We start from the raw sequence: 24,092 nt of genomic DNA on the forward strand, positions 1-24,092 counted from the left end.
TTGACCGTTCTTCGACGGGCTGGATGTCCGCAAAGCGTCAGGATTTCGCCTGCCGCGGGTCAGGCGCGGTGGCGATGCTGTGCGCTTTATGACGACGGAGCTTTCTCATGTCTTTACGCCTGCTGGCCGTTATCGCACTGACGTTCAGCCTGACCCTGCCGGCCGCCCATGCGGAACAGCCGTCGATGAAAACATCGCATGGTATCGACCGCGGAGCGTGGAACGCACCGCAGAAGCCGTTCCGCATCTACGGCAACACCTGGTATGTGGGGCCGTACGGCCTGTCCTCGATCCTGCTGGACACGGGGCAGGGACTGGCGCTGTTCGACGGCGACCTGCCGGAGTCGGCGCCGGTGATCGAGGCGAACATCCGCGCGCTGGGATTCCACGTGCGTGACGTCAAATGGATCCTCAACTCGCACGCGCATGCCGACCATGCCGGCGGCATCGCTGCGCTGCAACGCGACAGCGGTGCGCAAGTGCTGGCCAGCGTAGACGGCGCGCGCGAGATGGCGTTGGGTGGCGCTGATCGCGACGATCCGCAGTATGGCGACATCCCCGACTACCCGCCGGTGCGCAACGTGCGCGTGGTGCGCGATGGCGAGGCCGTGCTGCTAGGCAACGTGGCGATCACCGCGCATTACACGCCGGGCCATACGCCGGGCAGCACCTCGTGGACCTGGACTTCATGCGTGGGCGGGCGCTGCCTGCGCATGGCCTATGCCGACAGCCTCACGGCGATCGGTGCACCCGGTTTCCGTTTCGGTGACCATCCACGCCGTGTCGCGGCGTTTCATCAGGCGATCGCTGCCGTGGCCGCCTTGCCCTGCGACATCCTGCTTACCCCGCACCCCGACGCCAGCGATTTCTGGGAGAAGGTGGCGCGGCGCAAGTCGGATACGGATGCCGCTCCGTTCATCGATGCCAGCGCCTGCCGTACCTATGCCGCCATCGCCGCGAAGAAACTGGACGCGAGGTTGGCGCAGGAGCAGGCCGGGGCCGGGACGAAGTGATTCAAGGCGCCGCCCCGTATTCGGGCGGCGCCCCTCGGCTTGAGGCGAACTCCGGACTCCAGCCTGCGGGCTCGGCGCCTTATTTCTCGAGTGCCTTCACCGCATCGAGCGTCTCTTGCACGTGCTTGGTGGGACTGAGGCTTGAATAGACGTGCGTGATTTTCCCCGACGGGGCGATCACGTACGAGGTCCGGTCCGACCAGCCGGGCTTCAGCAACAGCAGGGCGTCGTATTCCTTGGCGATCTTCGCGCCGTCATCGGCGGCGACCGGGAATTTGCCGCTGCAGTGTTCGGTTTCCTTCGAGAAATCCGCCAGCTCGCTGGTGTGACCGGCGGTGACACCGATCACCGTGGCGTGCAGCGCCTTGAACTGGTCGATGGCCTGCGAGAACAGGTGCGCTTCGATGTTGCAGCCGGACGTGTGCGCGGCGGGGAAGAAATAGACCACCACCGGACCCTGCTTCAAGGCGTCGGATAGCTTGAACGTGAACGGTTTGCCGGCGAGGTAGGCCGGCGCGGAGAAATCGGGTGCCTGCGTGCCTTCCTTCAGTGCGGCGAAAGCCGGTGCCGCGAGGGTTGCGGTAACGACCAGGGCGAGGGCAGCGAACTTCATCGAAGACTTCATGGAGGATTCCTGTAGCGAGGGGAGGGCAACAGCTTTATACGCCAAAGCGTCTGGGCGGATGCCGCAAGCGTGCTCCTGACCGCCGACCGCGCCCGGGCGAGTTGCGCGCGCCATGCCGTGCCCCGCATCTAACTTCGTGTCGCCAGCACACCGTCCAGCGCCAGCTGCGCCTTGAACCCGGCCTTTTCCAGCCGTTTGGCGACCTCGCGCGGCACATCGCGGCCGCTGGTGAGCTTGTTAGGACTGCCGGTGTAGTGGAACAGGCGCCCACCGCGGCGGAGCACGCGCGCCAGTTGATCGTAGAACGCCTGCGAGTAGAGCTCGCCGGCGATGCCGAAGCGCGGCGGGTCGTGCAGCAGCGCGTCCACCGAAGCGTCGGCAATCTGCGCGATGGCCTGCGATACGTCGGCATGGGTGAGCTGCAGGCGGCCGCCGCTGGCGGGTGCATCGGGGTCGGGCGACCACGGGTTGAGCGTGCGCAGCCACAGCACGTCGGGGTTCTTCTCGAACGAATGGATCTGCGCCACGCCCGCCTCCAGACAGCAGGCCGCGAAGTAGCCCAGGCCGCCGCAGGTATCGAGCAGCACCTTGCCGCGCGGCTCGACCAGCGCCACCTTGCGGCGCGCATCCTCGAACGGAGACTCCTTCGACGTGGGCAGCATCTTGATGCCGTCGATCTCGAAGGTGGGGGCGCCCCACTCGGTAGGCACCAGCTTGATCAACGAGCCGGCAAAACGCGACACCGGCGCAAACCCGTCGCCGTCCCAGACATAGATCGTGCGGTCTTTCAGCGCGTTCGGATACGGATAGCGCCGCTCGCGCCACTGCCAGGCGTCCGTCTGCAATGGCACGTTGCCGTTCGAACGGCCCAGGTCCAGTGAGCCGATCCATTCGCGTGCACCGGCATCGCGTGCGGCCAGCAGTGCCTCGGCGATCGGGCGTGTGAGCAGGGGGCCGGAATAATGCGACACGACGGGTGCTCCTGGGCAGCGGCAACTGGCGGCAAAGCGATCAAGGGGCGGCATCGTAACCCACGGATGGGGCCCGAACTGTTGATGGGCAGGGTAACCGGGCATAGCCTCCTGAAGCGGGAGTCGACCTGGGCGGCTCGACATTTCCATTTTGCTCACTGGCGCAGGTCTATGCTGTCGGGGTTGCGGCGGATGCCGCGTTACTCCGGAGTGGTGCCATGGCAAAGAACTTCACTCGTTGCTTACCGATGCTCCTGCTGGCGCTCGCGCTGCCCATGGCCGCGCAGGCGGAGAATTCGGACAGTGCGGCATCGAAGCAGATCGCGACGGCCAGCGCACACGCTGGCATGGCGCTCGGCGCTGCGGATCTGAAGATGGTGCATACGCATCTGCACCATGTCATCAACTGCCTGGTCGGGTCGTCAGGCAAGGGCTTCGATGCCCAGGCCGGAGATCCGTGCAAGGGCATGGGCGAGGGCGCCATCGTCGATGCCAAGGGCGATGCCGCTGCCCAGTCCAGATTGCATGAGGCATTGACCGAGGCCGAACATGGCGTGAAGGCCACGACGCTGGACGGTGCACATGCGGATGCGAAGCAGGTCCTGAGCACCCTGCAGGCGAAATAGAACCGGAGCACCTTTCACTGGAGCGGCCATGGCGCGGCACGCCAGCAGGCCTGGTAATACTCCCTGAGAGTGCTTCGCACGGGACCGAGCTCGAAGCTGAAGCCGTAACGGAACGCGCTGGTCCTGCCGCCGACCCATGCGCCGACGGATCGCGCAAACATCAGTTTCACCAGCTGGGTCGGCGGATAGGGCCGGGCGATCATCACCGATTCACCGGCGACACTGGCGCCGTCCCGCTGCTGCGTCAGCGTCTCCTGTCCGTTGATCTCGAAATACGAGCGCGTTCCACGCGCCACGATCTCCCGTGCGCGTTCCGCACCGACCAGATCGTATGCGGTGAGCGTCACGCCAGCGGGTCCGCACTGGAGCGTGATCCGGTGCTCGCCGTGGCGGTCGACCTGGCTGAGTACCAGGTGAGGCGCCTTGGGCGATGGCTGGTACTTCGCTGCGAGAGGCAGGCGTCCATTGTTGGCAAGCCCCGTGGACATCATCTGGTCTGCCGTCAGCCATGCCGTCCCGCCGCCTGATGCTGTCGGTGTCGACGTGAGCACACCTGGATCGATGCCCATGTCCTTCAGATATGAAACGACTTCGCCCGGGGGCACCTGCGCGGGTTCGGGGTCACCTGCCTTCGGGTCCACCGCGTGGTGCGAGGACAGGCCGATACGATCACTACCGGTGGGAGCCCACCGATAGAACCCTCCCAGGTACGCATAGGTGCATGCATCCACGCATACGGCCGTCTTGATCGCATATCCCGCATGCCGGGGACGCCTCGGCGTGCCCAGATGTGTCGTCATCGAGCCTGCCCGGAACAGTCTGCCCAGCGCGAGGCCGGCACTCAGGTCCCCGCTCGGCGAATTCAGATAGATATCGGATCCGGCGGGAATCTTTCCCGACCTCACGAAGGCCTCGAATCGTTGCGGCGCACCGGCGTCGATGACGCCATAGAGATAAACCTGCGGAACCCTGGTGACGGCGAGGGTCAGGCGGTCATCGTTGATCTGGATGGACAGTGCGCCAGCCGATTCCCCCGATGCCCCTGCGTTTCGAATGTGCGCCTTGACGCCATCGGCGTGAGCCGCCGGCATCGGACCCATGCCGGCGGCCAGCAACAAGGCGATACACAAGGGGTAGTGGCGCCATCTTCCGCGGCGGGGGGAGCGCCCATCAGGGTTACCGTATTGCACTGCTGCTCCTGAAGTTCAAACCATGCAGTGTCCTTGTTTCAGATGTCCTGCAAGTGAACGCCACTGCAGTCTGAGTGCAATCTTGAGGCAGGCTCCATGGTTACCGAACGCGGCGCAACCGGGTCAATGCTCCCTGGAGACGGGTGACGAAGCAAAGTCAGGCCTGGATGGAATCCGTCGGCGCGGCATCGATATCCCGGATGGAGCCGGGCGAAAAGTGGCAGACGGGAAATCCTTGCGGCGTGTGTCGATTTGGTTTTCTTCCGTTCGTTGCATGGATAGCCGTGGAGCTCAGGGTGCGAAATCATCCGGAACCCGGCCGGGATCAGCCAGCAATTACGGGAGAACCATGATGCGATTCCTTTCGATGGTCAGAATCAACGAGAACAGCGGGCAGCAACCCAGCGAGCAATTGATGAGCGACATGGGCAAGCTGATGGAGGAGATGACGCGGGCCGGTGTATTGCTCGACACCGCCGGCCTGCGACCGACGTCGGAAGGCGTGCGCGTGAAGCTCTCGCGCGGAAAGATCAGCGTGATCGATGGTCCGTTCACCGAGACCAAGGAAGTGATCGGCGGCTACGCGATGATCCAGGCGAGCTCGCGCGAAGAGGCGATTCAATGGACCAGGCGCTTCCTTCAGGTCCACGGTGACGAGTGGGATATCGATTGCGAAGTGCGCCAGGTGGCAGAGCCTGACTTCGGGGCCGGATGCGGCGCCTGAAGTCAGGTTGGCGGCGGAGCATTCCCAACAAGGGGAGGCAGGGACATTTCCCGGGCGGGTGGTGACTCTGCCCGTTACGGTTTCAGCAGCTCAGCCGGCCGAACTCGTCACGGCCGCAACAGGGGCATGGCTTGCCGCCACCTTCGATACGGTCGTCTGCGACGTCAGCATGGCGCCCAGGGTGAACACGCAGATCAACAGGCAGACGGCGAAAAGGCTCTGCAGCATCAGGGTCTCGAATTTCATGGTGGCTCTCCGCGAGTGAGGAAATGAAGCTTTCGAGGTATCCATGGCAAGGCCCGTGCCAAAGCCCCGGATTCTCGGGAGACCGCATTCTCAAGCCATCTCGACCATCACCTCCAGGCAAGCGTGACTGTCCGCGGACGATGCCGATGCTGTCCGGACATGGCGCGGACAACACGCAGGAGGCCTAAAGGCACGGGAGGCACAAGCCGGCTGCTTCAGCTCGATGGGCTTGTGCGAGGGATGCTTGCCGGATACCGGCATTGACCACTCATGACAAGCGGCATAGCCTCTTTCAAAACACATTCAGCCTGCCCACGCTGGCCGAGCCCCATTCTCCGTTGAGGAGCACGTCACATGCCACAAGCCGCTGTGGTGATTGTCGGGGCAGGGGCGGCTGGCCTCTCCGCCGCCGGCGCATTGCAGCAGCGTGGTATCGAGTCCGTACTGCTGGAACAGGATGCCGGGATCGGCGGAACCTGGGCGCGACGTTACGATCGACTTCACCTGCATACCGTGCGCGCGCATTCCGGTCTCGCCCATTATGCGATTCCCCACCGCCATCCGACCTATCTGGCCCGCGATGATTACGTCGCCTATCTCAACGAATACGCCAGTCATTTCAACCTGCGGGTCATCACGGATTGCCCGGTAGAGAGGGTCAGGATCGAGCCGCAGGCATCGGTCCGATGGAAAGTGTCGGGCACACAGGAACACTGGCAGGCACGGGTCGTCATTGTCGCCACCGGACAATATCGCGTGCCTCGCGCGCCGATGCTGCCTGGACTGGAAACCTATGGCGGCGAGTTCAGCCATTCGGTCTGCTACCGGAACGCGTCGAGGTATGCAGGCAAGCGTGTGCTGGTCGTCGGTGCCGGAAACAGCGGCGCCGAAATCGCTACCGATCTGGCCGAGCACGGCGCTGCGTTTGTGGCCATCAGCATTCGCACGCCTCCGCCGATCGTGCCGCGCGATCCATTCGGCAGCCCGGTCCAGCGGACCAGCATGTTGTTGAGCTTGCTGCCGCCGCGCATCGCGGACCGCATCGGCAAGATGACCGCGCGGCTGGTGCTCGGCGATCTGTCCCGCTATGGGCTGGCTCATGTCGATTGGGGGCCGTATTCGACCGGCCGCATACCCGTTATTGACGTGGGCTTCGTGAGTGCCTTGAAAAGGGGATTGGTGGAGATCCGGCCGGCCCTGGTGCGTCTGACCGCGGCCCAAGCAGTTTACGCGGACGGACGCACGGAGCCCTTCGACGCCATCATCGCGGCCACCGGTTTCGAAACCGGGCTGCACTCGCTGCTTGGAACTTCGGTGGCGCTCGACGATGCCGGTGAACCGCAGGCCAGCTCCGGTGAGCCCACGAGCAGCCCGGGGTTGTTCTTCATCGGCTATACCCACAGCCTTCGCGGGCACTTGTTCGAAGCGAATCTGGCCTCACGAAAGCTCGCGATGCATGTGGCCAGATACCTCGAGCAATCCGCCTGAACCACAGGCGGTGTCCAAAGCGCACTTCTTCCCGGCATCAGCTGCCGTAGTCGAGTTTCGGATACCAGTCGGCGCCACGCCCCTCGGGCGTCACGTCGAGGATGGTCCACAGCGGCATCAGGTCCGGAGCCCCACGCGGGTCCTGGCCGGGGTCGGCGGTCTCCATGCCCATTTCGCCGGACCAGAAATGGCGGACGGTTCCGTCGCGGCGGGTGAACACGTTGAAGGCTGCGTCGTCGTCGCCGTTCTTGCCGATGCCGTGGTAGTCGCGGCTGAAGCTGCCGTCGATGTCCGAGTACAGCTTGAGATTGCGCCAGCCGCGTTCCTTCTTGAACGCGGCGAGTCGCTCGATCGGCGAGCGCGCGACCACGGCCAGCGCGACACGTTGCGCCACGTCGCGCGCCTCGCCATCCCATGCGCTCAGCAGTGACGTGCACATCGGGCAGGGTCGCGCGCGCTGCGGGCCGAACATGTAGCTGTAGATGACCAGCGTGTGCTTGTCGCCGAACAGGCCGGCGAAATCGACCGGGCCGTGTTCACCCTGGAAATGATAGTCGCCGGTGACTTCGCCGCCCGGCGGCAGTGCGCGACGCTGCTCGGCGACTCTTTCGATGTGCCGGCGCAGTTCAATCTCCTCGGCGAGCAGCGCCTGGCGTGCGCGACGGTAGGCGTCGCTTTCGTTCGGGAAACGCATGCTGTTCCGCTTCACCAGTTCGGTGGCGGGAACAAGGGTCTGGTTGCTTGCCATGTCGGTCTCCGGTTGGGGGAGGAGGGGCGGAGTCAATCACGATCTGGTGCGCCCAGCGGAAACAGCGGGCGATACGGGCGTGCCTCATCGACCGCACGCGCGAAAGACGGGCGTGCCAGAAGCCGTTGCCGGTAGGCGGTCACGTTCGAAAACGACGCGTCGATGCGATGCGTCCAGTCGGCATAGAACAGGAACGGTGCTGCGCCGCAATCGGCCAGGCTGAAACGGTCACCGGCGGCCCATTCACGGTCTGCCATCGTCTTGTCGAGCCAGCCGTAGGCGGTGTCGAGCATCGTGCGTGCTTCGGCGACGCCGCGCGCGTCGCGCTCCGCTTCCGGCCGCAGACTGTCGGCCACGATCTTCTGCTGCGGTGTCGAGATGTAGTTGTCGAAAAAACGGTCCATGCTGCGCACCTTGAGCGCGGCGCGGGCGTCGCCTGGCAGCAGCGACATCGGCCCCGGATGATGCAGGCCCAGGTACTCGATGATGATGCTCGCCTCGACAACCGGGCGGCCGGCGTCGACCAGCACAGGCATGCGCTGCAGTGGCCAGAGCGCCGCCCAGGCCTGCAGCACCTGCGGCTTGTCCTGTGACAGCAGGCGCCATTCGAACGGGGTGCCGTTTTCATAGAGCGCAACCAGCACCTTCTGGCAGTACGAGGAGAACGGATGCGCATACAGGACGAGATCGTATTCAAGTGTGGCGTGATGGCTGGATGGCATGGTGGTTCCCTGGGATATGGCGCCCCGGACAGCTGATCCGGATCGGGTCTCTTCATCCTTGCGACGAACGGATACGCGTGGAATCGACACGTCGGGAAACTTTCTGTCAGCGTCATTCCGGCCAAAGCCGGAATGAGCTCTGCTACGTTGAAGCCGGTCATCCATGTTGTTGATGCGAAAGGCCAAATGGATGGATGAGCAATCTTGCTGTCGTGAAGCAATTCCGGCTTTTGCCGGAATGACGAGATAAAGAGCAGGACGCCTCCGGCTCGATGATCTGCCATACGTCTGTCACGCACCCTGCCTAGGGTAGCCCGATGAGACGCGCCTTTCGTTCCTGCGGGCAGCACGTTGCCCACGCTTTTGTTTGCACAACCGAGCATGCTGGCCGCGGCGGTGGGCGGTGACGCTCTCGCGTCGTCGCTTTCTGTGTGGAGCCGGCAGCGTGATCGGTGGCCTTGCGCTCGCCGATGCGCTGCGCGCGGCATCGGCGCACACGATGCCGATGCGCATGGCGATGCCGACGCTGGCGGCGCCGAAAGTGCCACTGGTGAACCCGGCCACCTTGGCACGTTTCGTCGACCCGCTGCCGGTGCCGCCGACCGCGCGACCGACTGGTCGCCGCCCGCATCCGGCGTATCCCGGTCGCACGTTGCCGTATTACCGGATGGAGATGCGTGCGTTCAGCGCGCGCCTGCATCGCGATCTGCCACCGACGCCTCTATGGGGTTACGACGGTCGCTCCCCCGGGCCGACCTTCGAGACCGTGCGTGGCGAGCCGTTGCTGATCGAATGGGTCAATGCGCTGCCGGCGAAGCATTTCCTGCCGATCGACCACAATATCCACGGCGCGGAACGCTCGAAACCTGCCGTGCGCGCGGTGACGCATGTGCATGGTGCGCGCGTGCCAGCTGGCAGCGACGGCTGGCCGGAAGACTGGTTCGTGCCGGGCCACTCGGCGCTGCTGCATTATCCGGGCGTCCAGGATGCAGCGAGCCTTTGGTACCACGATCACGCGATGGGCATCACCCGGCTCAACATCTACGCCGGGCTGTTCGGCGCATTCAATGTACGTGATGCGGACGAGCAGGCGCTGGGCCTGCCATCCGGCGACTGCGACCTGCCACTGATCCTGTGCGATCGCCTGATTGCGCAGGACGGCCAGCTGTACTACCCGGTGTCGGATGATCCGTCGGCACCGTGGGTATCGGAATGCCGCGGCAACGCGGTGTTGTGCAATGGCAAGCTCTATCCGTATTTCGAGGTGGAGCCGCGGCGTTATCGCTTGCGCCTGATCAACGTGGCCAACACCAGCTTCTTCGACCTGTCGCTGTCGCAAGGGTATGTGTTCCAGCAGGTTGGCAGCGACCAGGGGCTGCTTTCTGCGCCGCTGCAGCGCTCGCGCATCGAGCTCTATCCGGCCGAGCGTGCCGACGTGGTGGTGGATTTCACCGGCATGGCGGGGCAGGTGGTGCATCTGCGCCAACAGTCCGAGGCGATCCTGGAATTCCGCGTGCGCGACCGCGAGCGGCGCGATGCCTCCGTGTTACCGGCCATGCTGCGGCCGGTGCCGCGCATCGATCCTGCATCGGCGGTACGCGAGCGCACGCTGACCGTGGGTGAACAGGACGATGCAAGCGGCAATCCGATGATGATGTTGCTCGACGGCCGGATGTGGTCCGACCCGATCACCGAAAAACCGAAGCAGAACACCATCGAAACCTGGAGCTTCGTCAATATCACCGGCGATGCGCATCCGATCCACCTGCATCTGGTGCGCTTCCAGGTGATCGACCGGCGCCCCTTCGATCTGTTCGCGTGGAACGCCCATCGCGTCGTCAAGTACACCGGCCCGGCACAACTGCCGCCGCCACACGAGGCAGGCTGGAAGGACACCGTGCGTGCCGATCCCGGCATGGTGACGCGCATCGCGATGCGTTTCGAGGGTGAGCCCGGTCGTTATGTATGGCATTGCCACTACCTCGAGCACGAGGACAACGAAATGATGCGGCCCTATGAGCTGTTGCCCGGGTGATTCGCCCGTTTGCTGCAGCTGCGCATGGCGTGAACTGGTGCACAGGATCGCGTGCCGTAGCCGCACTGTCATCTCGGGGGCGTTCATTGTCGTGGCAATGCCAACGTAGCGTCATCTGCGCGATTCACACTGCCTGTGGCTCGCGAAGCGCCACGCGCTCGCAAGCCGGCAATCAGGGGGATCACTCAAGGCAGTCTTTGCCGGTCGTCAGCAGGAGATCCAGTCATGCGCACAATGTTTGGCCGCAAGCGGTTGAAACCGCTCTTCATCGGTGTGCTTGTCGCCGGCGTTGCCGGTGTCGTCAGTGCACAGACCACATCGCCACCCGACAAGGATGCAACGTTCCGCAAGCAGGTACCCGCTGCAAGTACGCAACACCAGCCCGGCTTGCCCGGCGGTGTCGTGTCACTGCACGGTCCCGGCCACGCCGGTGATCGCAGCGATCTCACGCTGACGCCGATCAAGCACGTGATCCTGCTGATCGGTGAAAACCGCACCTTCGATCACGTCTATGCCACCTACCAGCCGCCGCACGGCCAGAGCGTGCGCAACCTGCTGTCCGAGGGCATCGTCAACGCGGATGGTACGCCGGGACCGAATGTCGCCCTCGCACGCCAGTGGCAGGCATCGAACAGCGGCGCCTACTCGCCGGCCCCGACCCGCACTGCGCCCTATGCACAGCTGCCGGCCATGAACACCGGTGGCGCACCGACCCAGGCGCCGTTCGCCTCGGCGGCGCAGGCGCAGTCCATCGAGCCGGCACTGCCGCAGGATGCCTACGCCGAACTCGCCGAAGGTGGCACCGGTCTGCCCAACGACGTCGTCGACACGCGCTTTCCGAGTCTGCTGCCTAACGCGCCGGTCGACATGCACGCATCGATCAGTGCCGACGACTACGCCAACAGCCCGGTGCATCGCTTCTTCCAGATGTGGCAGCAGCTCGACTGCAACGTGCAGGCCGCCACGTCGAGCAACCCGAGTGGCTGCCGCAATGACCTGTTCCCGTGGGTCGAGACCACCATCGGTGCCGGCAACAACGGTGTGACACAGCCGGTCGGTTTCACCGATGAGAGCACGGGCGAAGGTTCCACTGCCATGCAGTTCCTCAACATCGCCAAGGGCGACGCGCCGTACTTCGCCGAGCTGGCGCGCCACTATGCCCTGAGCGACAACTTCCATCAGTCGGTGATGGGAGGTACCGGCGCCAACCACATCATGCTTGGCTTCGGCAGCCTGATTTACTACGCCGACCCGCAGGGTCATCCGGCGTTGCCGCCGGCGAACCAGATCGAGAATCCCAACGCGCAGGCCGGCACCAACAACTGGTACGTGCAGGACGGTTACGGCGGCGGCTCCTACGTCAACTGTGCCGATGACACACAGCCGGGCGTGGGGCCGGTCAAGTCGTATCTGAAATCGCTGCCTTACCGCACGTTCCGCGGCACTGATTGCAAGCCGGGTGCGTATTACCTGGTGAACAACTACAACCCGGGCTACCTCGGTGATGGTACGCCTGCGCCGCTGGGCAGCCAGCAGTTCACCATTCCGCCGACCACGCAGGACAACCTCGCGCTGCTGCTGGAGCGCCATAAAGTCAGCTGGAAGTACTACGGCGAGGGCTGGGGTAATGGCAAGGAAAACGGTGAGGCCGGCACATTCTGCAACATCTGCGATCCGTTCCTGTACTCCACCCAGGTGATGACCAATCCGAACCTGCGCCAGAACAACCAGGACATCAACGATCTTTACACCGACATCCAGAACGACACGCTGCCGGCGGTGTCGATCGCCAAGCCCGATGGCATCCTGGACGGCCATCCGGCCTCGTCCAAGCTGGAGCTGTTCGAAGGCTACGTGAAGAAGATCGTCGAGATGGCCAAGGCGAATCCGAAGGTATGGAACGACACGGTGATCATGGTGACGTTCGATGAGGGCGGCGGCTATTACGATTCGGGTTATATCCAGCCGATCGACTTCTTCGGCGACGGCACGCGCATCCCGCTGCTGGTGATCTCGCGCTACTCCGAGGGTGGTCGCGTGGTGCACACGTACTATGACCATGTGTCCTTCGACAAATTCGTCGAGGCCAACTGGGGGCTGCATGAGGCGATCTCGGCACGCAGTCGTGACAACCTGCCCAATCCGATCGCACGACGCAGCGATCCCTATGTGCCGGTCAATGCACCGGCGATCGGCAACCTGATGGACATGTTCGACTTCGACAGTTTCCACCCGTCGGATGCGGCCGTTGCTGCATTGAAGGACTGAGCATCGTGCGGATCACGCCCTGCCTGTTTATCGGCAGGGCATCCGTCTGCTCCGGCGTCCGACATGATGCGGACGCCGGTCTTCTCCTCAATCCACGGAGGATGCTCCAGCCATGATTGATTTCATGCGGCATGCCCGGCGACGTCGGCATCGTTCCGTCGCGGAGCGGGGTTTCATCCTGTTGTTGATCGCAGCAGGCTTCGTCAGTTCACCGGGTCATGCCGATCCCGGCGATTTCGCGGCGATGCCGGGGCTGTGGAAGGTGGTGAAAACCCCGGTCGATCATGGTCACCGTGGCAAGCCGGTGATCGAGTGGCATTGTGTGGACGAAGGTGCCGATCCCTGGGCCACTTTCACCAGATTTTCCCTGCCGGCACTTGCCCCGTGCCAGGTCGGAGAGCGGCATCGAAGCAGCACGACCCTGGCGTGGGCGGTGAACTGCGGCGGGGATCCGCCGGCACATGGCCGCGGCCATGTGGACTTCGACTCGGCGGAACACTACACGGCCAGCATCGCGCTGCAGGATCGTGGCGAGATCGAACAGGTCGAAGGTCAGCGCTATGCCGCGTGCACCGGACCCAGCGATTGAGAGGGCATTCCGCCCGGGGCCGATACGCAGTGTTTCCGACGCATCACGCCCGTTGCAGTTTCGGGGAACGTTGAAAAACTTTCCGGTGATGTCATTCCGGCCTTCGCCGGGATGACGGTGGCGCGGGCTGTTCGAGAGGCCCCATGGTCAATCGGCATCGGTGGGCGCCGGGAACATCAGGATGGTGATTTCCTTGCCTTCGGGAATCTGCAGGGCAGGAGTGCCCAGAGCCGCGATGCGGTCCTTGAAGGCATCGAGATCCTCATGCTGACCCAGCGCGGAGCGACCATTCACCGCCCAGACACGGCTGCCTTGTCTCCAGCGTGCCAGGGCCACATCGAGCTGCGGGGTTACCAGTGCGGTGGTTCCGATCGGCGCAGCGCCTTTCGGTTGCAGCACCGCCAGCATGGTGGGCGCGTTCGGATCGCCGGTGAACACGGTATCGCCGGGGCGCACGCTGGCGGCCAGCGTGGCGGCAGTCATGTCCCAGCGCGGCTTGGTCTCGATCCGGTAGACCGGTGCCAGGTTGACCACGCACACCAGCATCAGCACGGTCACTGCGACAGGCAGGACGCGACGCGGCAGGGCGGCGGCGCCGATGCCCGCCAGTATGAAAAACGGCGCTGCGCTCCACAGGATGTAGCGTGGCAACACCATGGATTTGATCAGCGAGATCACCAGCAGCAGCAAGGGCAGCACCGCGAAGCTCAGCAGCAGGATGCGTCCTTCCAGCCGGCCACGCATGCGCCACAACCCGGTGGCTCCCAGCATCGCCACTAGGAAGCCAAGCAATGGCACGGCCGTGGGCAGCACACTGAACCGCACCACGGCGGCCATGCGCATCAGATACGCGCTCTTGGCGGCGACCTTGAGGTTTTGCCAGCTCAAGGGAGGGATCCAGTCGAACTTCTGCAACATCTGGCCGTCACTTGCCGCCAGAATCGCGCCGTAGAAGGGTACGCAGCACACGAGGATGATCGCCATGCTCAGTAGCCAGTTTCGCCCGAAGCTGATGCGCGGGCCAGGTGACTGTTCCGAACGAAGAAGACCGCACCAGATAAGCAACAGCGAAGCGTTGGCGGCGATCAGCCACGGTGCCGCGTCACTGAGTACATCCAGCGCGCCGATCGTGCCGAACACATAAGACATCCAGCCGCACCAGTCGAAATCGCGGTGGTGGAAATCCAGCGAGGCCCGCGCCGGATTCTGTGCCAGGCGCACCAGGCCCCACAGCGCGATGGTAATCAGCAAGGTGACCAGTGTGTAGGAGCGCGCTTCCTGGCCGTACTGCACCTGCAACGGCGATAGCGCCATCAGCAGTCCGGCCACAATGGCGGCGCTGCGACCGCCGACGCGTCGCGCGATGGCGAACACCATGCCGACGGACAAGGTGCCGAACAACGCCGAAGGGATCCGCAGCATGGCGTTGGCCGGGTTGAACTGCGAGATCAACTGCAACAGCAGGAAATAGCTCGGCATGTGCCGGTTGGCGTAACTGTCGGCAATCAGGCTTCCGGTGCCGAGATGAATCCGCTGGAAGGTCAGCGCCTCGTCGAGCCAGAACGGCTGGCGTTCGATGTGCAGCAACCGGGCCAGCAAACCGATGCACAGCACAAACACCATCCATGCGATGTCACTTGCGGGCCATGCCCCGGTGGTGTCGGTGGGCTTGTGACTGCCCAACCCGGGCGCACTCATGGGCGGAGCGTCATGGCGATCATGTGCGTGGTCGCACGATGATTGCGAGGGAAAATATTTCACCGACATGACAGTGCAACGATCCATCCCGACCGAGATCTGAAAGCTAACGCGAACCACCTCGATCGGTTGTCAGTACGGAATTACGTGTTGGTTCGCGTTCAGTCGCGAGCTGGACAAAAGGTTGGACATCATTCATTGACAGCCGCTGCTGACACGACGTTGTCAGTAGCCCGGTACCAAGCTGTGCGTATCCCGTCGCAGAGCATGCCCATGTCGTCATCGAGCATCACCCTTTATGCCACCCGTGCCGGTTTCGGTCTGCCCGATACCAGTCCCTTCGTGATCAAGAGCGAAGTCCAGCTGAAGATGGCCGGCCTGACCTATGACAGGACATCGGCCATTCCGCCGCAGGCACCGAATGGCAAGCTGCCTTTCATCAACGATCACGATGAAGTGGTCAGCGACTCCACCTTCATCCGCGCGCACATCGAGCGCAAGTACGGAGTGGATCTGGACGAGGGTCTCGATGCACGCCAGCGGGCAGAATCATGGTCGATCGAGCGGCTGCTCGAGGACCACCTCTACTTCGCCATGGTCTGGTTTCGCTGGATCGATCCGGACAATTTTGCCAAAGGGCCGGCGCACTTCGCCGATGGGGCGCCTGAAGCGGAGCGTACACAGCTGCGTCTAAACCTGCAGGCACGCAAGGCAGTCGAGCTGCATGCGCAGGGATTGGGCCGGCATGCGCCTGCGCGGATCGCCGATCTGGGTGCTCGCTCGATCGACGCGCTGTCGCATCTGCTTGGCGACAAAGCCTGCCTGATGGGTGAATCGCCCAGCGGAGTGGATGCCACGGCCTTTGGCGTACTTGCCTCTGTCAGTACGCCCTTTTTCGACACGCCATTGCGCCGGGCGGTGGAAGTGCGGCCGAACCTGGTCGCCTACGTCGCCCGCATGATGCAGCGTTATTACCCCGAGCATGCGTGGGGTCAGCTGCAGCCAGCGACCAACTGACCTGCATCGATCATCGTGCGCCACCCAGTCAGCCAACCTGGAAGGGCGGTCAGCTGCAGATGGTCGACTGGAAGTGCCGGATCAATTGGCCAGGCTGAAACGCACCGGGACTCTCAGGGAAGCACCCATGCTCGTGTCGAAATGCCAGTGGCGAACAGCATCGAGGGCAGAGCGATCCAGATCCTGGAAACCGCTGGACTGGTACACGCTGTCGTCTGTTACCGATCCGTCAGCTGCAAGTTCCACCCGGACGATCACCACGCCCTGGTGATTTTGACGCATTGCCTGGACCGGGTACCTTGCCGGCGACGTGGCCGCTGATGGCGGTGGTGACACCAGGGGCGGCACACAATCGATCCTTTCGCTTTTTTGCAGCGATGCCAGATTATCGCGGTCGGACGGCCCCATGACCTTGCGGTTGAGCTGTTCCTTGATCTGCTCTCTGGTCTGTTCGCACCGGAATTGCTGGCGCTGCTGTTCCGGCGTCATCCTGGCGGCGTCGCTGGCCGTCGGGTTGCTTGCCGGAGGCGTCTGGCCGAAACAGGTCGTGGAAATGGCCAGCAAAGCCAGAATTTTCAAATATCGCATCGTCATGCCCCCTGTAGTAATCATTCGGTCGATACGAGTGAATCGCACCCGGCCTCCATCAACCTTAGCTCACGCACTTCGGAGGATGCAATTGGATGCCTAGACGGCCACACAAAAACGCCACGTCGAGGTGTCTGGAGCACGGTATGACTGGATCAAGCGAAGCTTGATATGGCGCTCGTATTTCAGGGAAAGGAGCGGCAACGCAGCGATCACGTTGCGCTGCTTGCGGCGCGCGTCTGCAGCATGAGTGTCAACACAATCGCCAGCGTCGCCGCCACGGCCGCGAAGCCGTAGATCGCGCCGTAGTTCATGCCGCTGGCGATCCAGCCGCCGATCGGGCCGGCGACGGCCATCGCCACGTCGAGGAAGACGGAAAACACTCCGAGTGCGGAGCCGCGGCTGTGTTCGGGCACGCGATGGACCGCCTCCACGCCGAGGGCCGGGAACACCAGCGAAAAGCCCAGACCGGCAACAGCGGCACCCACTCCAGCCATGTGCACGTCGCTTGCCAGCCACAGCGTGAGCAGCCCGATCGCCTCGATCGCAAGCGACGCCATCGCCACGCGATAGCCTCCCAGCCAGTTGATGGTGCGGCCGAATATGAAGCGCACGCCGACGAACATCACGCCGAACACGCTCAGGGTCAGTGCGGCGCCGTCCCAGCCGCGAGTCGCATAGAACAGTGTGATGAAGGTGGCGATGCAGCCAAAACCGATCGAGCCCAGCGCGAGTCCTACACCGTAGGGCACCACACGGGCAGCCACGGTGCGGAACGGCGCGCGTTCGCCGGCGGTTACGGCCGTGGCGCGCTTGAGCCGCGCCAGCGGCAGGACGGCAAGCATGAGTACCAAAGTCAGCATGCCGATCGCAGCGAAGCCGAACTGGCGCTGCAACAGGACGCCGAGCGGCGCACCGGCGGCGAGTGCGCCGTAAGTGGCCACGCCATTCCACGAAATCACCCTTGCCGTATGCTCATGGCCGACCTGACCCATGCCCCAGGCAATCGAGCCGGTGCCGACGCAGCTTTCGGCGCAACCCAGCGCCAGCCGCGCCAGCAGGATCAGGCCGAGGCTGAGCGCGGGCCGATCGGCCGCGATGGCACCTGCCAGCAGCAATGCTCCGCTGATCGCGCACATCGCCAGTCCGGTCAATACCGTGCGCTTGGGTCCCTGTGCATCGGCCATGCGCCCGGCATGTGGGCGGCTGATCAGCGTCGCCACGTACTGCATGCTGATTGCCAGCCCGGCCAGCATCGCGCCGAAACCAAGATTGCTGTGGACGAAACCCGGCAGCACCGCCAGCGACAGGCCGATGGTCAGGTAGGTGGCGAAGGTGAAGGCGACAGTGCTGAGGATCGGCAACAGCACGCCGGGACGGCGGCTTTCCGCAACCGCGGAAACGCAGGAGGCATCGGTCATGAGTCAATCGGGGAGTGAGATGGGCTGTTGGCCGAAGCCATGAGCTCAGCTATTGTAAACGTGGATGACGCATTGCAGCATCAGTGCGCCGCATGAAATTTTCTTCATCAAATTGAATTGGGCTTGCCGGCTGGGCAAAGGCAGAAGCGAGGGGCTTTGGCTGGCAAGGTCAGGCCAATGATCGTGATTGGCAACGACGAGCGGGGTATGACATGACGGGCTCGACCGATATCGGCCGCGACAGCAGGATCGTCATGCATGTCGGTGGTTCGGCCGTAACCCGTGATAGTGACGACTGGATTGATGCTTTCAATCCGTGCCGGTCGAGCCGCTTGTCGAGCACATAAAAAAGGTCAGAGAAATTCTCTGACCTTTGTTTATTGCCGGCCTGCTGTCATCGCTCTTGACCGGACATGGTTCCGGGCTGCATCTAGCCGGAAGAAGCAGCACTCGCTGGAGCACTGGTCTTGTGCTTGTGTGGTGCATTGTGGCGCTTCGTACTCTGGTTCCGGTACATCACATCAGCGGTCTGCTTTTGATCGGCCGACAACACGGCGTACAGATCACTCCAGGCGGAAGAGAGCTTCTGCATGTTGTCCGCATGGTTCTGGGCAAGTTGCGCGTAGGATTTCATGGCTTCGTCAGCGTTCATCGACGAAAGCTTCTGTGCGCGGTCGTGGAAGGCCTGGGAGGTTTTCATGGCGTTGTCGCGCATGGTCTGCGCGAAGGCATCCCACTGCTTCGACTGCGCATCGGTGATCTTCAGCTGGGCATGCAGATCGCTGATTCGCTGTTCCACGGCATCTGCGCGTTTTTGCGCGTGTGTTTTTGCGGCCGGCGCAGTCGAAGAGGGGGTGTCCGAAGCCGCGGCTGTCTGTTGCGCCCAGACGGCACTCGTAAGCATGGCAAACGTCAACAATACCGGCACAGCAACGTTGCGAATTGCGCTTTTCATGGTTGGATGCTCCGATTCACATGGTCCGATCGACGACGGTCCCGACAGGGAGCCGTCGTGGCGCTTAATTCTGGTATGGCTGGTCCGACGGCGGTGGCGGCGTGTTGTTGTCGTAGTAGACCTCACCCGGAGGGGGGGGCGGAGGCGCTGATGTGTAAACCACGGTCGGTGGCGGTTGTGTCACATTTGAATTGGCTATGGCCGTACCGGCAATCACGCCCAGCAGAGCGCCGGCGATGAGAGCGCCGCCGTTGCCACCGCCGCCGCGGCGATAGTCGTGTCCGCGATATTGAGGAACCGGCCGCCCGTGATATCCACCACGCCGGTATTGTTGTGCGTGTGTAGGCAGCGCAGATGCCGTCATTGCAACAGCAAAGACGGCCACGGCGATCTTGCGGTACAAGGGGGTTCGAGAGGCGTGAGTCATGAACGTATGCTCCTCACTGTGTCGCTGTTATTGCATGCCTGGGACCAGCATCGAATGCATGCAAGGATGTGAATCACCTCGGCGACATGGGCAATGACGGTAACGCTCGGCATGTCATTCCGATCGACGACGACCGAGTCTATGCCAAATCGTGTGTAGGTTTAATCAACCGGCACGAGGAAGTGGGGATTGGTTCATCCCACGCCGGCTCTGGGGCGTACCTGCCCGCCCTGATTCCGGAGAAATGCCATGCGGAAAGAGTGGATGACCGGCATTGTCGCCTGGCCGGTCTTGCAGGACTTTGCGTGCCGTAGGGCTGCACGCGGAGCCGCTGGCCATCGAGGCCTTCGGCAAAAGCATGCAGATCCATACCTGCGATGTGGTTCAGGTGCTGGGCGACAAAGCCGGACGAGCACGGTATGGTCGCCGTCACCGTTCCACGGTCGCCTTCAGCCTCATCAGCGCGTGATCCCATTGCTGCGCGATCACGTCGAGCGAGTGTCGCGCCTGTGCCAGCTGGGTTGCTTCGAACTCCCACAGGCGTTCGCGCCCGAGCTTGATGTCGCGCACCAGTCCGGCATCCGCGAGGATCTGCAGGTGCTTGGTGACAGCCTGCCGCGTGATATCGGTGCCCGAGGTGAGCTGGGCGATCGACATGGCGCTCCCGGCACACAGGGCAGCGACAAGACGCAGGCGCGTTTCGTCGCCCAGCGCGGCGAAGATCGGTGCCGATTTGCGCAGCGCGGGATTCTTCAGCGCAAGGCGTCTTGGAGGCAGGTCAGGACGTGGCGACATGCTTCTCGATGTTCTTCATCTGCTGGTCCCAACCACCGCTGTTCATGCGGAATACTTCCAGGCGGCGCGTCGCAGGAATGCTGTCGAAACCGGATTCGACGAGGCGAAGCAAGGTACCCCCGCTGGCATCTTCCAGCTCGAACACCACCAGGGTGGTGGGTTCCTGCGAATAGTCAACCGAGGGATCCACTGCATAAGGATGCCAGCGGAAGGAAAGCATGCGCTCCGGTTCGACACGCTCGATCAATACATTCCACAAGAGGTGTTCGTATCCCGGATAGGTGATGTACCCCTGTGTATGCTGGCCAGCGACGAAGTGTTTGCCCTTGAGCGCCACCCCGAACCAGTCGCCGAAGGCCTCGGCATCGGCAAGCGCGCGCCAGACCCGCGAGCGTGGTGCCTTGAGCAGGATCTGTCTTTCGATACGATCGGTTGAAGTGCTCATATGCATCCTCCTGGTTGCATATTAGATCGACGAAATGAAAAGAGCAACTTTATGGTTGCATGATTGACGGCGCGAACCGGGGGCGGAATGAGCGCGGGCAACTTGTCAGGTTCCGATGCTTATGGCCACCTCGAATACCTGCTTTTGCCGTCATTCCAGCGAAAGCGCGAAATGCCTCACGACAGTGAGGCTGGTTATCCAAATGGCTGTTGCGCAAGATCAAAATGGATTCCGGCCCTTGCCGGAATGACGTCCCGGGAAAGTTTTTCGAGATTTCCTTATGACTGGCCTTCGATGTAGTTCGCGAAGCCGCGCACGAACTCACCTAGTTGCTGACGTATCGTTGCGTCCTGCAATTCACCTTGTTCGTCGAACACCTTGTGTGCACGCGACACCAGCAGGCGCCCACCCGACCAGTGCCGTGTGCCAAGCGTCTTCAGCACCGGCAGCCAGCCGTTCTGGGCGAGGATCGTGCCGAAGCCGCCGGGTGACGCACCGATCACGGCGAACAGGCGATTGCCGAAGACACGCGGAATGTCAGCTGCCGGCCGCGAGAGCCAGTCGATCGCATTCTTGAAGACCCCGGGTATGCCGTTGTTGTATTCCGGCGTTACCAGCAGCACGCCATCGCTGGCGACGATGCGTTCCTTCAGCGCGCTGACCGCCGCGGGCAATCCTTCGCGTGCTTCCAGATCGCCGTCATACAGTGGTATCCCGTGCAGGGTGGCGATATCCAGCGCAACGCCGGTATCGACCAGGGCCTGCGCCGAGTGCAGCAGGGCGGTGTTCCAGGACTGCGCACGCAGGCTGCCGGAGATGCCGAGGATGCTGGTCATGGGCGGTCGGTTTCCAGTCGCGTGGCGATGCGAACCTCGCCGGTCAGTACCTTGTGGATCGGGCAGGCGTTCGCAATCTGCAGGAGACGTGCGCGCTGTTCCTCGGTCAATGCTCCCTGCAACGTGATGGCACGCGTGATGTCGTTGCCGGCAGTGGGCGTGCCTTCGGGGTTGAAGCGCAGCTCGACGCCGACGCCGGTCAGCGGCCACTGCTTGCGCGACGCATACATCTCCAGGGTGATGGCAGTGCAGGCGCCGAGTGCCGACAGCAGCAGCCGATGCGGCGACGGGCCTGCGTCGGCGCCGCCATCCATGATGGGTTCGTCAGCCAGCCAGCGGTGCCCCAGGTCGTCGACCAGTGTCACGGTATAGGGTATGGAACTCGTGCTGGCATGCACGGCGGGAATGGTCATGCGGCTGCTCTCCGTCTGGTGGTTGGGACTATCTTCTTCCTGTCCGCGCTGGATACGCAAAGGTTGCGCCGGCCATTCGACGTGACCGGCGATGCACGACTAGTTCCTGCGTTCGAAGATGCGGTTGGCACGTTCCAGCCGATAGTATTTTTCGACTGCGGTCTTGTCGTCCGCGAAAGGCTTCAGATATGGCGTCGGTATGCTGCCTTCCGGATAGACGCCGTGCGTATCGGTGGCATAGAAATCATCGCCGATCGCGGCGAAGCCGATGGGCTGGTGGTTGTCCTCGAACAGTGACGTGCCGAGAAAGCTGTTGTCGGCCTGTTGCACGCCGAGCAGCTGCAGCAGGGTCGGCGCGAGGTCGATCGAGGTTCTACCATTGGCATCGTAAGTGGGTGGCAAACGGTGGAACGGGTCGTAGATCAGCAGAGGAATCTGGTCTACGAAGTAAGGCTGGTAGTTCTTTCCGGCTACCTGTCGGTAGGCTGGGTCGGGATAGGTGGCGTGATCGGCGGTGAAAACTAGGATGGTGTTCTTTGCGTAGTCGCTGGCGAAGAAGTAATCCAGGAATGTGCCTACAGCGTGGTCGTAGTTATGTAGCTTGTTCAGAGCCGAGTTGCTGCCATCACCGTATTTGGCGCCGAAGGCGACGACATCCAGAAAAGCGTGTGTGCCGAAGTTGTAGATGCCGGTGAAGAAGGGCTGACCGGGTTTCGAGAGTGTGTGCCGTTCCAGCAGAAGATTCAGTGCGTGGAACAGCTCGCCGTCGCTCAGGGCGCCTTCCACGGTATACATCGGATTGCCTGGCGCAACGTGTTGGCTGACATCGTCGAAGGAGAATACCTTGTCGAACCCCAGCATGCGCAGCACCGTATTGAGTTCGACTGTGTCATGGTGGGGCGACAGGAAATCGGTACGGTAGCCAAGATCCCTGAGAATCATCGGCACCGAGCGGTACTGGATGGCGACCAGCGAGGATCGCTGTTTGGCGTCTTCCCAGGCATCTGTATCGCCGCCACCACCTGCCCATGGATAGCCGGAGACGAGCTGGCCCTGCAGGCCACGGTAGGTGGCGGCAGTGTGGTTGTAGTAATGGATCACGCGCATCGAGCGTGCTGCCAGGCGATCGATGTTGGGTGTCAGGTCCGGATAGCGGCCGCCATATGCGCCGATCAGGCGTGTGGAGGTCCCCTCGGTAAAGATGACTATGACGTTCCTGATCGCGGTCGTGTTGCCAGTGGATGCGAACGGAAGTGGTGATGTATAGGTGTCGCGCTTCTCAAGGGGAAAGGTCGCGTTGCTGGTGCTGTCGTCACGCAAGAGCGCGGATGGCAGCAGGATGCTTGAGCGAAGCACTTCCCAGTAGCTGCGCATGAAGCTGCCGATCGGCGCCTGGCGATAGCCGGTTTCGAGCAGGCCGCTGCTTCCTTGCCAGGGAAAAAGAGCGGCTTGAGCTAGCATCAGCGCCAGCATCAGCGGTAATAACCAGGGCCTGCGCGGCCATTGTGCTGGCGTACCGGCAGGGCTTACGCGCAGCATCCATCGTGTGCGTAGGTAGATTGCAGCATGAATCACCCACCATAGCGCCGCGGCCAGCATCGTCAGATAAAGTGAACGCAGCTCGACAATCCGGCTTTCGGCGCGATTCTCAATGGCCAGTACCGTGATGAAATTTCCTGACAGGTACAACGCATAGATCTGGGCTGCATAGATGGCACTGACGATCGCGGCGACCAGCGCATTGAAAAGGCTTGCCACCATGCCACTGAAATCACGATCCAGCCATTCCGTGAGGCCGAGGAACAGGCCGAGTTCAACCAGTGGCGTGGCGAAGCGGAAAAGGGACTGCATGATCGAGCTGTCATGCACATGCACCACGCCATACAGCGTGACCAGATAAGCGAGATAGAGGCCCGCGACGAACACATATCTTGATGGCGCCGACCACGCGCCGATGCTCATGGGCCTTGTCTTTCGCACCATCCGGGTTCTCCTGGCCACCTTCCTTGGGATCCAGGAGTCGGGCGCGTCTCGCTTCCACGCCGAATCCATGCATGCAGGATGTGATGGTTGAGGAACGGTAGGTGCTGTCAAGCCACACTGCAAGCTGTTTCCGTACGGTTCATGCATGGCTATTGGGCCTGTTTGATCAGCGCGACAGCATGCACGATCAGCTGGACTGAGCCGCGCCAGACGGGCAGACAGAACGCCGGCAGATGTATGCGGGCTACGTCATCACCTTCTGCAGGACA

General features: G+C 62.8%; 24 protein-coding genes. 8 read left to right on the forward strand and 16 right to left on the reverse strand.

The window, feature by feature from the left end; translation table 11 throughout:
• Positions 1-107: 107 nt before the first annotated feature.
• Positions 108-1,013, forward strand: a complete 906-nt coding sequence (gene bla / locus ACYVKM_RS06845; RefSeq protein ID WP_460876863.1) for a subclass B3 metallo-beta-lactamase — start codon at positions 108-110, stop codon at positions 1,011-1,013.
• 79 nt (positions 1,014-1,092) lie between these two features.
• Here bla and ACYVKM_RS06850 read toward each other — a convergent pair whose 3' ends face one another.
• Positions 1,093-1,638, reverse strand: coding sequence for a peroxiredoxin (locus ACYVKM_RS06850; protein WP_460876864.1), 546 nt, complete (start codon positions 1,636-1,638; stop codon positions 1,093-1,095).
• Positions 1,639-1,766: 128 nt separating this feature from the next.
• Positions 1,767-2,609, reverse strand: a complete 843-nt coding sequence (locus tag ACYVKM_RS06855; protein ID WP_460876865.1) for a class I SAM-dependent methyltransferase — start codon at positions 2,607-2,609, stop codon at positions 1,767-1,769.
• Between the two features lie 218 nt (positions 2,610-2,827).
• Here ACYVKM_RS06855 and ACYVKM_RS06860 point away from each other — a divergent pair, with 218 nt between their 5' ends.
• Complete coding sequence (locus tag ACYVKM_RS06860; RefSeq protein WP_460876866.1) at positions 2,828-3,235, forward strand: hypothetical protein; 408 nt, start codon at positions 2,828-2,830, stop codon at positions 3,233-3,235.
• A 14-nt stretch (positions 3,236-3,249) separates the two neighbouring features.
• Here the strand turns inward: ACYVKM_RS06860 and ACYVKM_RS06865 are convergent, their stop codons facing one another.
• A complete protein-coding gene (locus tag ACYVKM_RS06865; RefSeq protein ID WP_460876867.1) occupies positions 3,250-4,365 on the reverse strand; it encodes a hypothetical protein in 1,116 nt (371 codons plus the stop codon).
• 412 nt (positions 4,366-4,777) lie between these two features.
• Here ACYVKM_RS06865 and ACYVKM_RS06870 point away from each other — a divergent pair, with 412 nt between their 5' ends.
• Positions 4,778-5,149 carry a YciI family protein gene (locus ACYVKM_RS06870; RefSeq protein WP_460876868.1) on the forward strand — a complete coding sequence of 124 codons (372 nt, stop codon included), beginning with the start codon at positions 4,778-4,780 and terminating at the stop codon, positions 5,147-5,149.
• Between the two features lie 90 nt (positions 5,150-5,239).
• On the opposite strand, the gene ACYVKM_RS06875 is transcribed toward ACYVKM_RS06870, so the two are convergent.
• Positions 5,240-5,395: a hypothetical protein gene (locus ACYVKM_RS06875; RefSeq protein ID WP_460876869.1), complete on the reverse strand. Its 156-nt coding sequence runs from the start codon at positions 5,393-5,395 to the stop codon at positions 5,240-5,242.
• Positions 5,396-5,749: 354 nt separating this feature from the next.
• Between ACYVKM_RS06875 and ACYVKM_RS06880 the strand changes: the two genes are divergently transcribed.
• Positions 5,750-6,883 carry a flavin-containing monooxygenase gene (locus ACYVKM_RS06880; protein WP_460876870.1) on the forward strand — a complete coding sequence of 378 codons (1,134 nt, stop codon included), beginning with the start codon at positions 5,750-5,752 and terminating at the stop codon, positions 6,881-6,883.
• A 37-nt stretch (positions 6,884-6,920) separates the two neighbouring features.
• On the opposite strand, the gene ACYVKM_RS06885 is transcribed toward ACYVKM_RS06880, so the two are convergent.
• Positions 6,921-7,631 carry a DUF899 family protein gene (locus ACYVKM_RS06885; RefSeq protein WP_460876871.1) on the reverse strand — a complete coding sequence of 237 codons (711 nt, stop codon included), beginning with the start codon at positions 7,629-7,631 and terminating at the stop codon, positions 6,921-6,923.
• A 32-nt stretch (positions 7,632-7,663) separates the two neighbouring features.
• The gene (locus ACYVKM_RS06890) at positions 7,664-8,518 is read right to left on the reverse strand and encodes a glutathione S-transferase family protein (RefSeq protein ID WP_460876872.1); all 855 of its coding nucleotides are present in this window, start codon (positions 8,516-8,518) and stop codon (positions 7,664-7,666) included.
• A gap of 280 nt (positions 8,519-8,798) precedes the next feature.
• On the opposite strand from ACYVKM_RS06890, the gene ACYVKM_RS06895 reads away from it, so the two are divergent.
• The 3 genes from ACYVKM_RS06895 (at position 8,799) to ACYVKM_RS06905 (ending at position 13,245) form a co-directional block, all read left to right on the forward strand.
• The gene (locus tag ACYVKM_RS06895; protein ID WP_460876873.1) at positions 8,799-10,388 is read left to right on the forward strand and encodes a multicopper oxidase family protein; all 1,590 of its coding nucleotides are present in this window, start codon (positions 8,799-8,801) and stop codon (positions 10,386-10,388) included.
• 225 nt (positions 10,389-10,613) lie between these two features.
• On the forward strand, positions 10,614-12,656 hold the full coding sequence (locus tag ACYVKM_RS06900) for an alkaline phosphatase family protein (RefSeq protein WP_460876874.1): 2,043 nt from the start codon (positions 10,614-10,616) through the stop codon (positions 12,654-12,656).
• A gap of 112 nt (positions 12,657-12,768) precedes the next feature.
• Complete coding sequence (locus tag ACYVKM_RS06905) at positions 12,769-13,245, forward strand: hypothetical protein (RefSeq protein WP_460876875.1); 477 nt, start codon at positions 12,769-12,771, stop codon at positions 13,243-13,245.
• Between the two features lie 147 nt (positions 13,246-13,392).
• On the opposite strand, the gene ACYVKM_RS06910 is transcribed toward ACYVKM_RS06905, so the two are convergent.
• Entirely contained in the window at positions 13,393-14,943 is a 1,551-nt protein-coding gene (locus tag ACYVKM_RS06910; protein WP_460876876.1) for a glycosyltransferase family 39 protein, read from the reverse strand.
• Positions 14,944-15,216: 273 nt separating this feature from the next.
• Between ACYVKM_RS06910 and ACYVKM_RS06915 the strand changes: the two genes are divergently transcribed.
• The gene (locus tag ACYVKM_RS06915; protein WP_460876877.1) at positions 15,217-15,960 is read left to right on the forward strand and encodes a glutathione S-transferase family protein; all 744 of its coding nucleotides are present in this window, start codon (positions 15,217-15,219) and stop codon (positions 15,958-15,960) included.
• Positions 15,961-16,041: 81 nt separating this feature from the next.
• Here the strand turns inward: ACYVKM_RS06915 and ACYVKM_RS06920 are convergent, their stop codons facing one another.
• From ACYVKM_RS06920 to ACYVKM_RS06960, 9 genes are all read right to left on the reverse strand, one after another.
• Positions 16,042-16,539 carry an energy transducer TonB gene (locus tag ACYVKM_RS06920; protein WP_460876878.1) on the reverse strand — a complete coding sequence of 166 codons (498 nt, stop codon included), beginning with the start codon at positions 16,537-16,539 and terminating at the stop codon, positions 16,042-16,044.
• A gap of 221 nt (positions 16,540-16,760) precedes the next feature.
• A complete protein-coding gene (locus ACYVKM_RS06925) occupies positions 16,761-17,969 on the reverse strand; it encodes an MFS transporter (RefSeq protein WP_460876879.1) in 1,209 nt (402 codons plus the stop codon).
• 430 nt (positions 17,970-18,399) lie between these two features.
• On the reverse strand, positions 18,400-18,924 hold the full coding sequence (locus ACYVKM_RS06930; protein ID WP_460876880.1) for a Spy/CpxP family protein refolding chaperone: 525 nt from the start codon (positions 18,922-18,924) through the stop codon (positions 18,400-18,402).
• A 64-nt stretch (positions 18,925-18,988) separates the two neighbouring features.
• The gene (locus tag ACYVKM_RS06935; RefSeq protein ID WP_460876881.1) at positions 18,989-19,327 is read right to left on the reverse strand and encodes a hypothetical protein; all 339 of its coding nucleotides are present in this window, start codon (positions 19,325-19,327) and stop codon (positions 18,989-18,991) included.
• 453 nt (positions 19,328-19,780) lie between these two features.
• The gene (locus tag ACYVKM_RS06940; RefSeq protein ID WP_460876882.1) at positions 19,781-20,146 is read right to left on the reverse strand and encodes an ArsR/SmtB family transcription factor; all 366 of its coding nucleotides are present in this window, start codon (positions 20,144-20,146) and stop codon (positions 19,781-19,783) included.
• A complete protein-coding gene (locus tag ACYVKM_RS06945; RefSeq protein WP_460876883.1) occupies positions 20,130-20,591 on the reverse strand; it encodes an SRPBCC family protein in 462 nt (153 codons plus the stop codon). Before ACYVKM_RS06945 ends, ACYVKM_RS06940 begins: the two co-directional genes overlap by 17 nt.
• A 278-nt stretch (positions 20,592-20,869) precedes the next feature.
• Positions 20,870-21,427, reverse strand: a complete 558-nt coding sequence (locus ACYVKM_RS06950) for an NADPH-dependent FMN reductase (protein ID WP_460876884.1) — start codon at positions 21,425-21,427, stop codon at positions 20,870-20,872.
• Entirely contained in the window at positions 21,424-21,840 is a 417-nt protein-coding gene (locus tag ACYVKM_RS06955) for an OsmC family protein (RefSeq protein ID WP_460876885.1), read from the reverse strand. Before ACYVKM_RS06955 ends, ACYVKM_RS06950 begins: the two co-directional genes overlap by 4 nt.
• 99 nt (positions 21,841-21,939) lie before the next feature.
• The gene (locus ACYVKM_RS06960) at positions 21,940-23,970 is read right to left on the reverse strand and encodes an LTA synthase family protein (RefSeq protein ID WP_460876886.1); all 2,031 of its coding nucleotides are present in this window, start codon (positions 23,968-23,970) and stop codon (positions 21,940-21,942) included.
• Positions 23,971-24,092: the final 122 nt, after the last annotated feature.

Source organism: Rhodanobacter koreensis, from assembly GCF_054782855.1.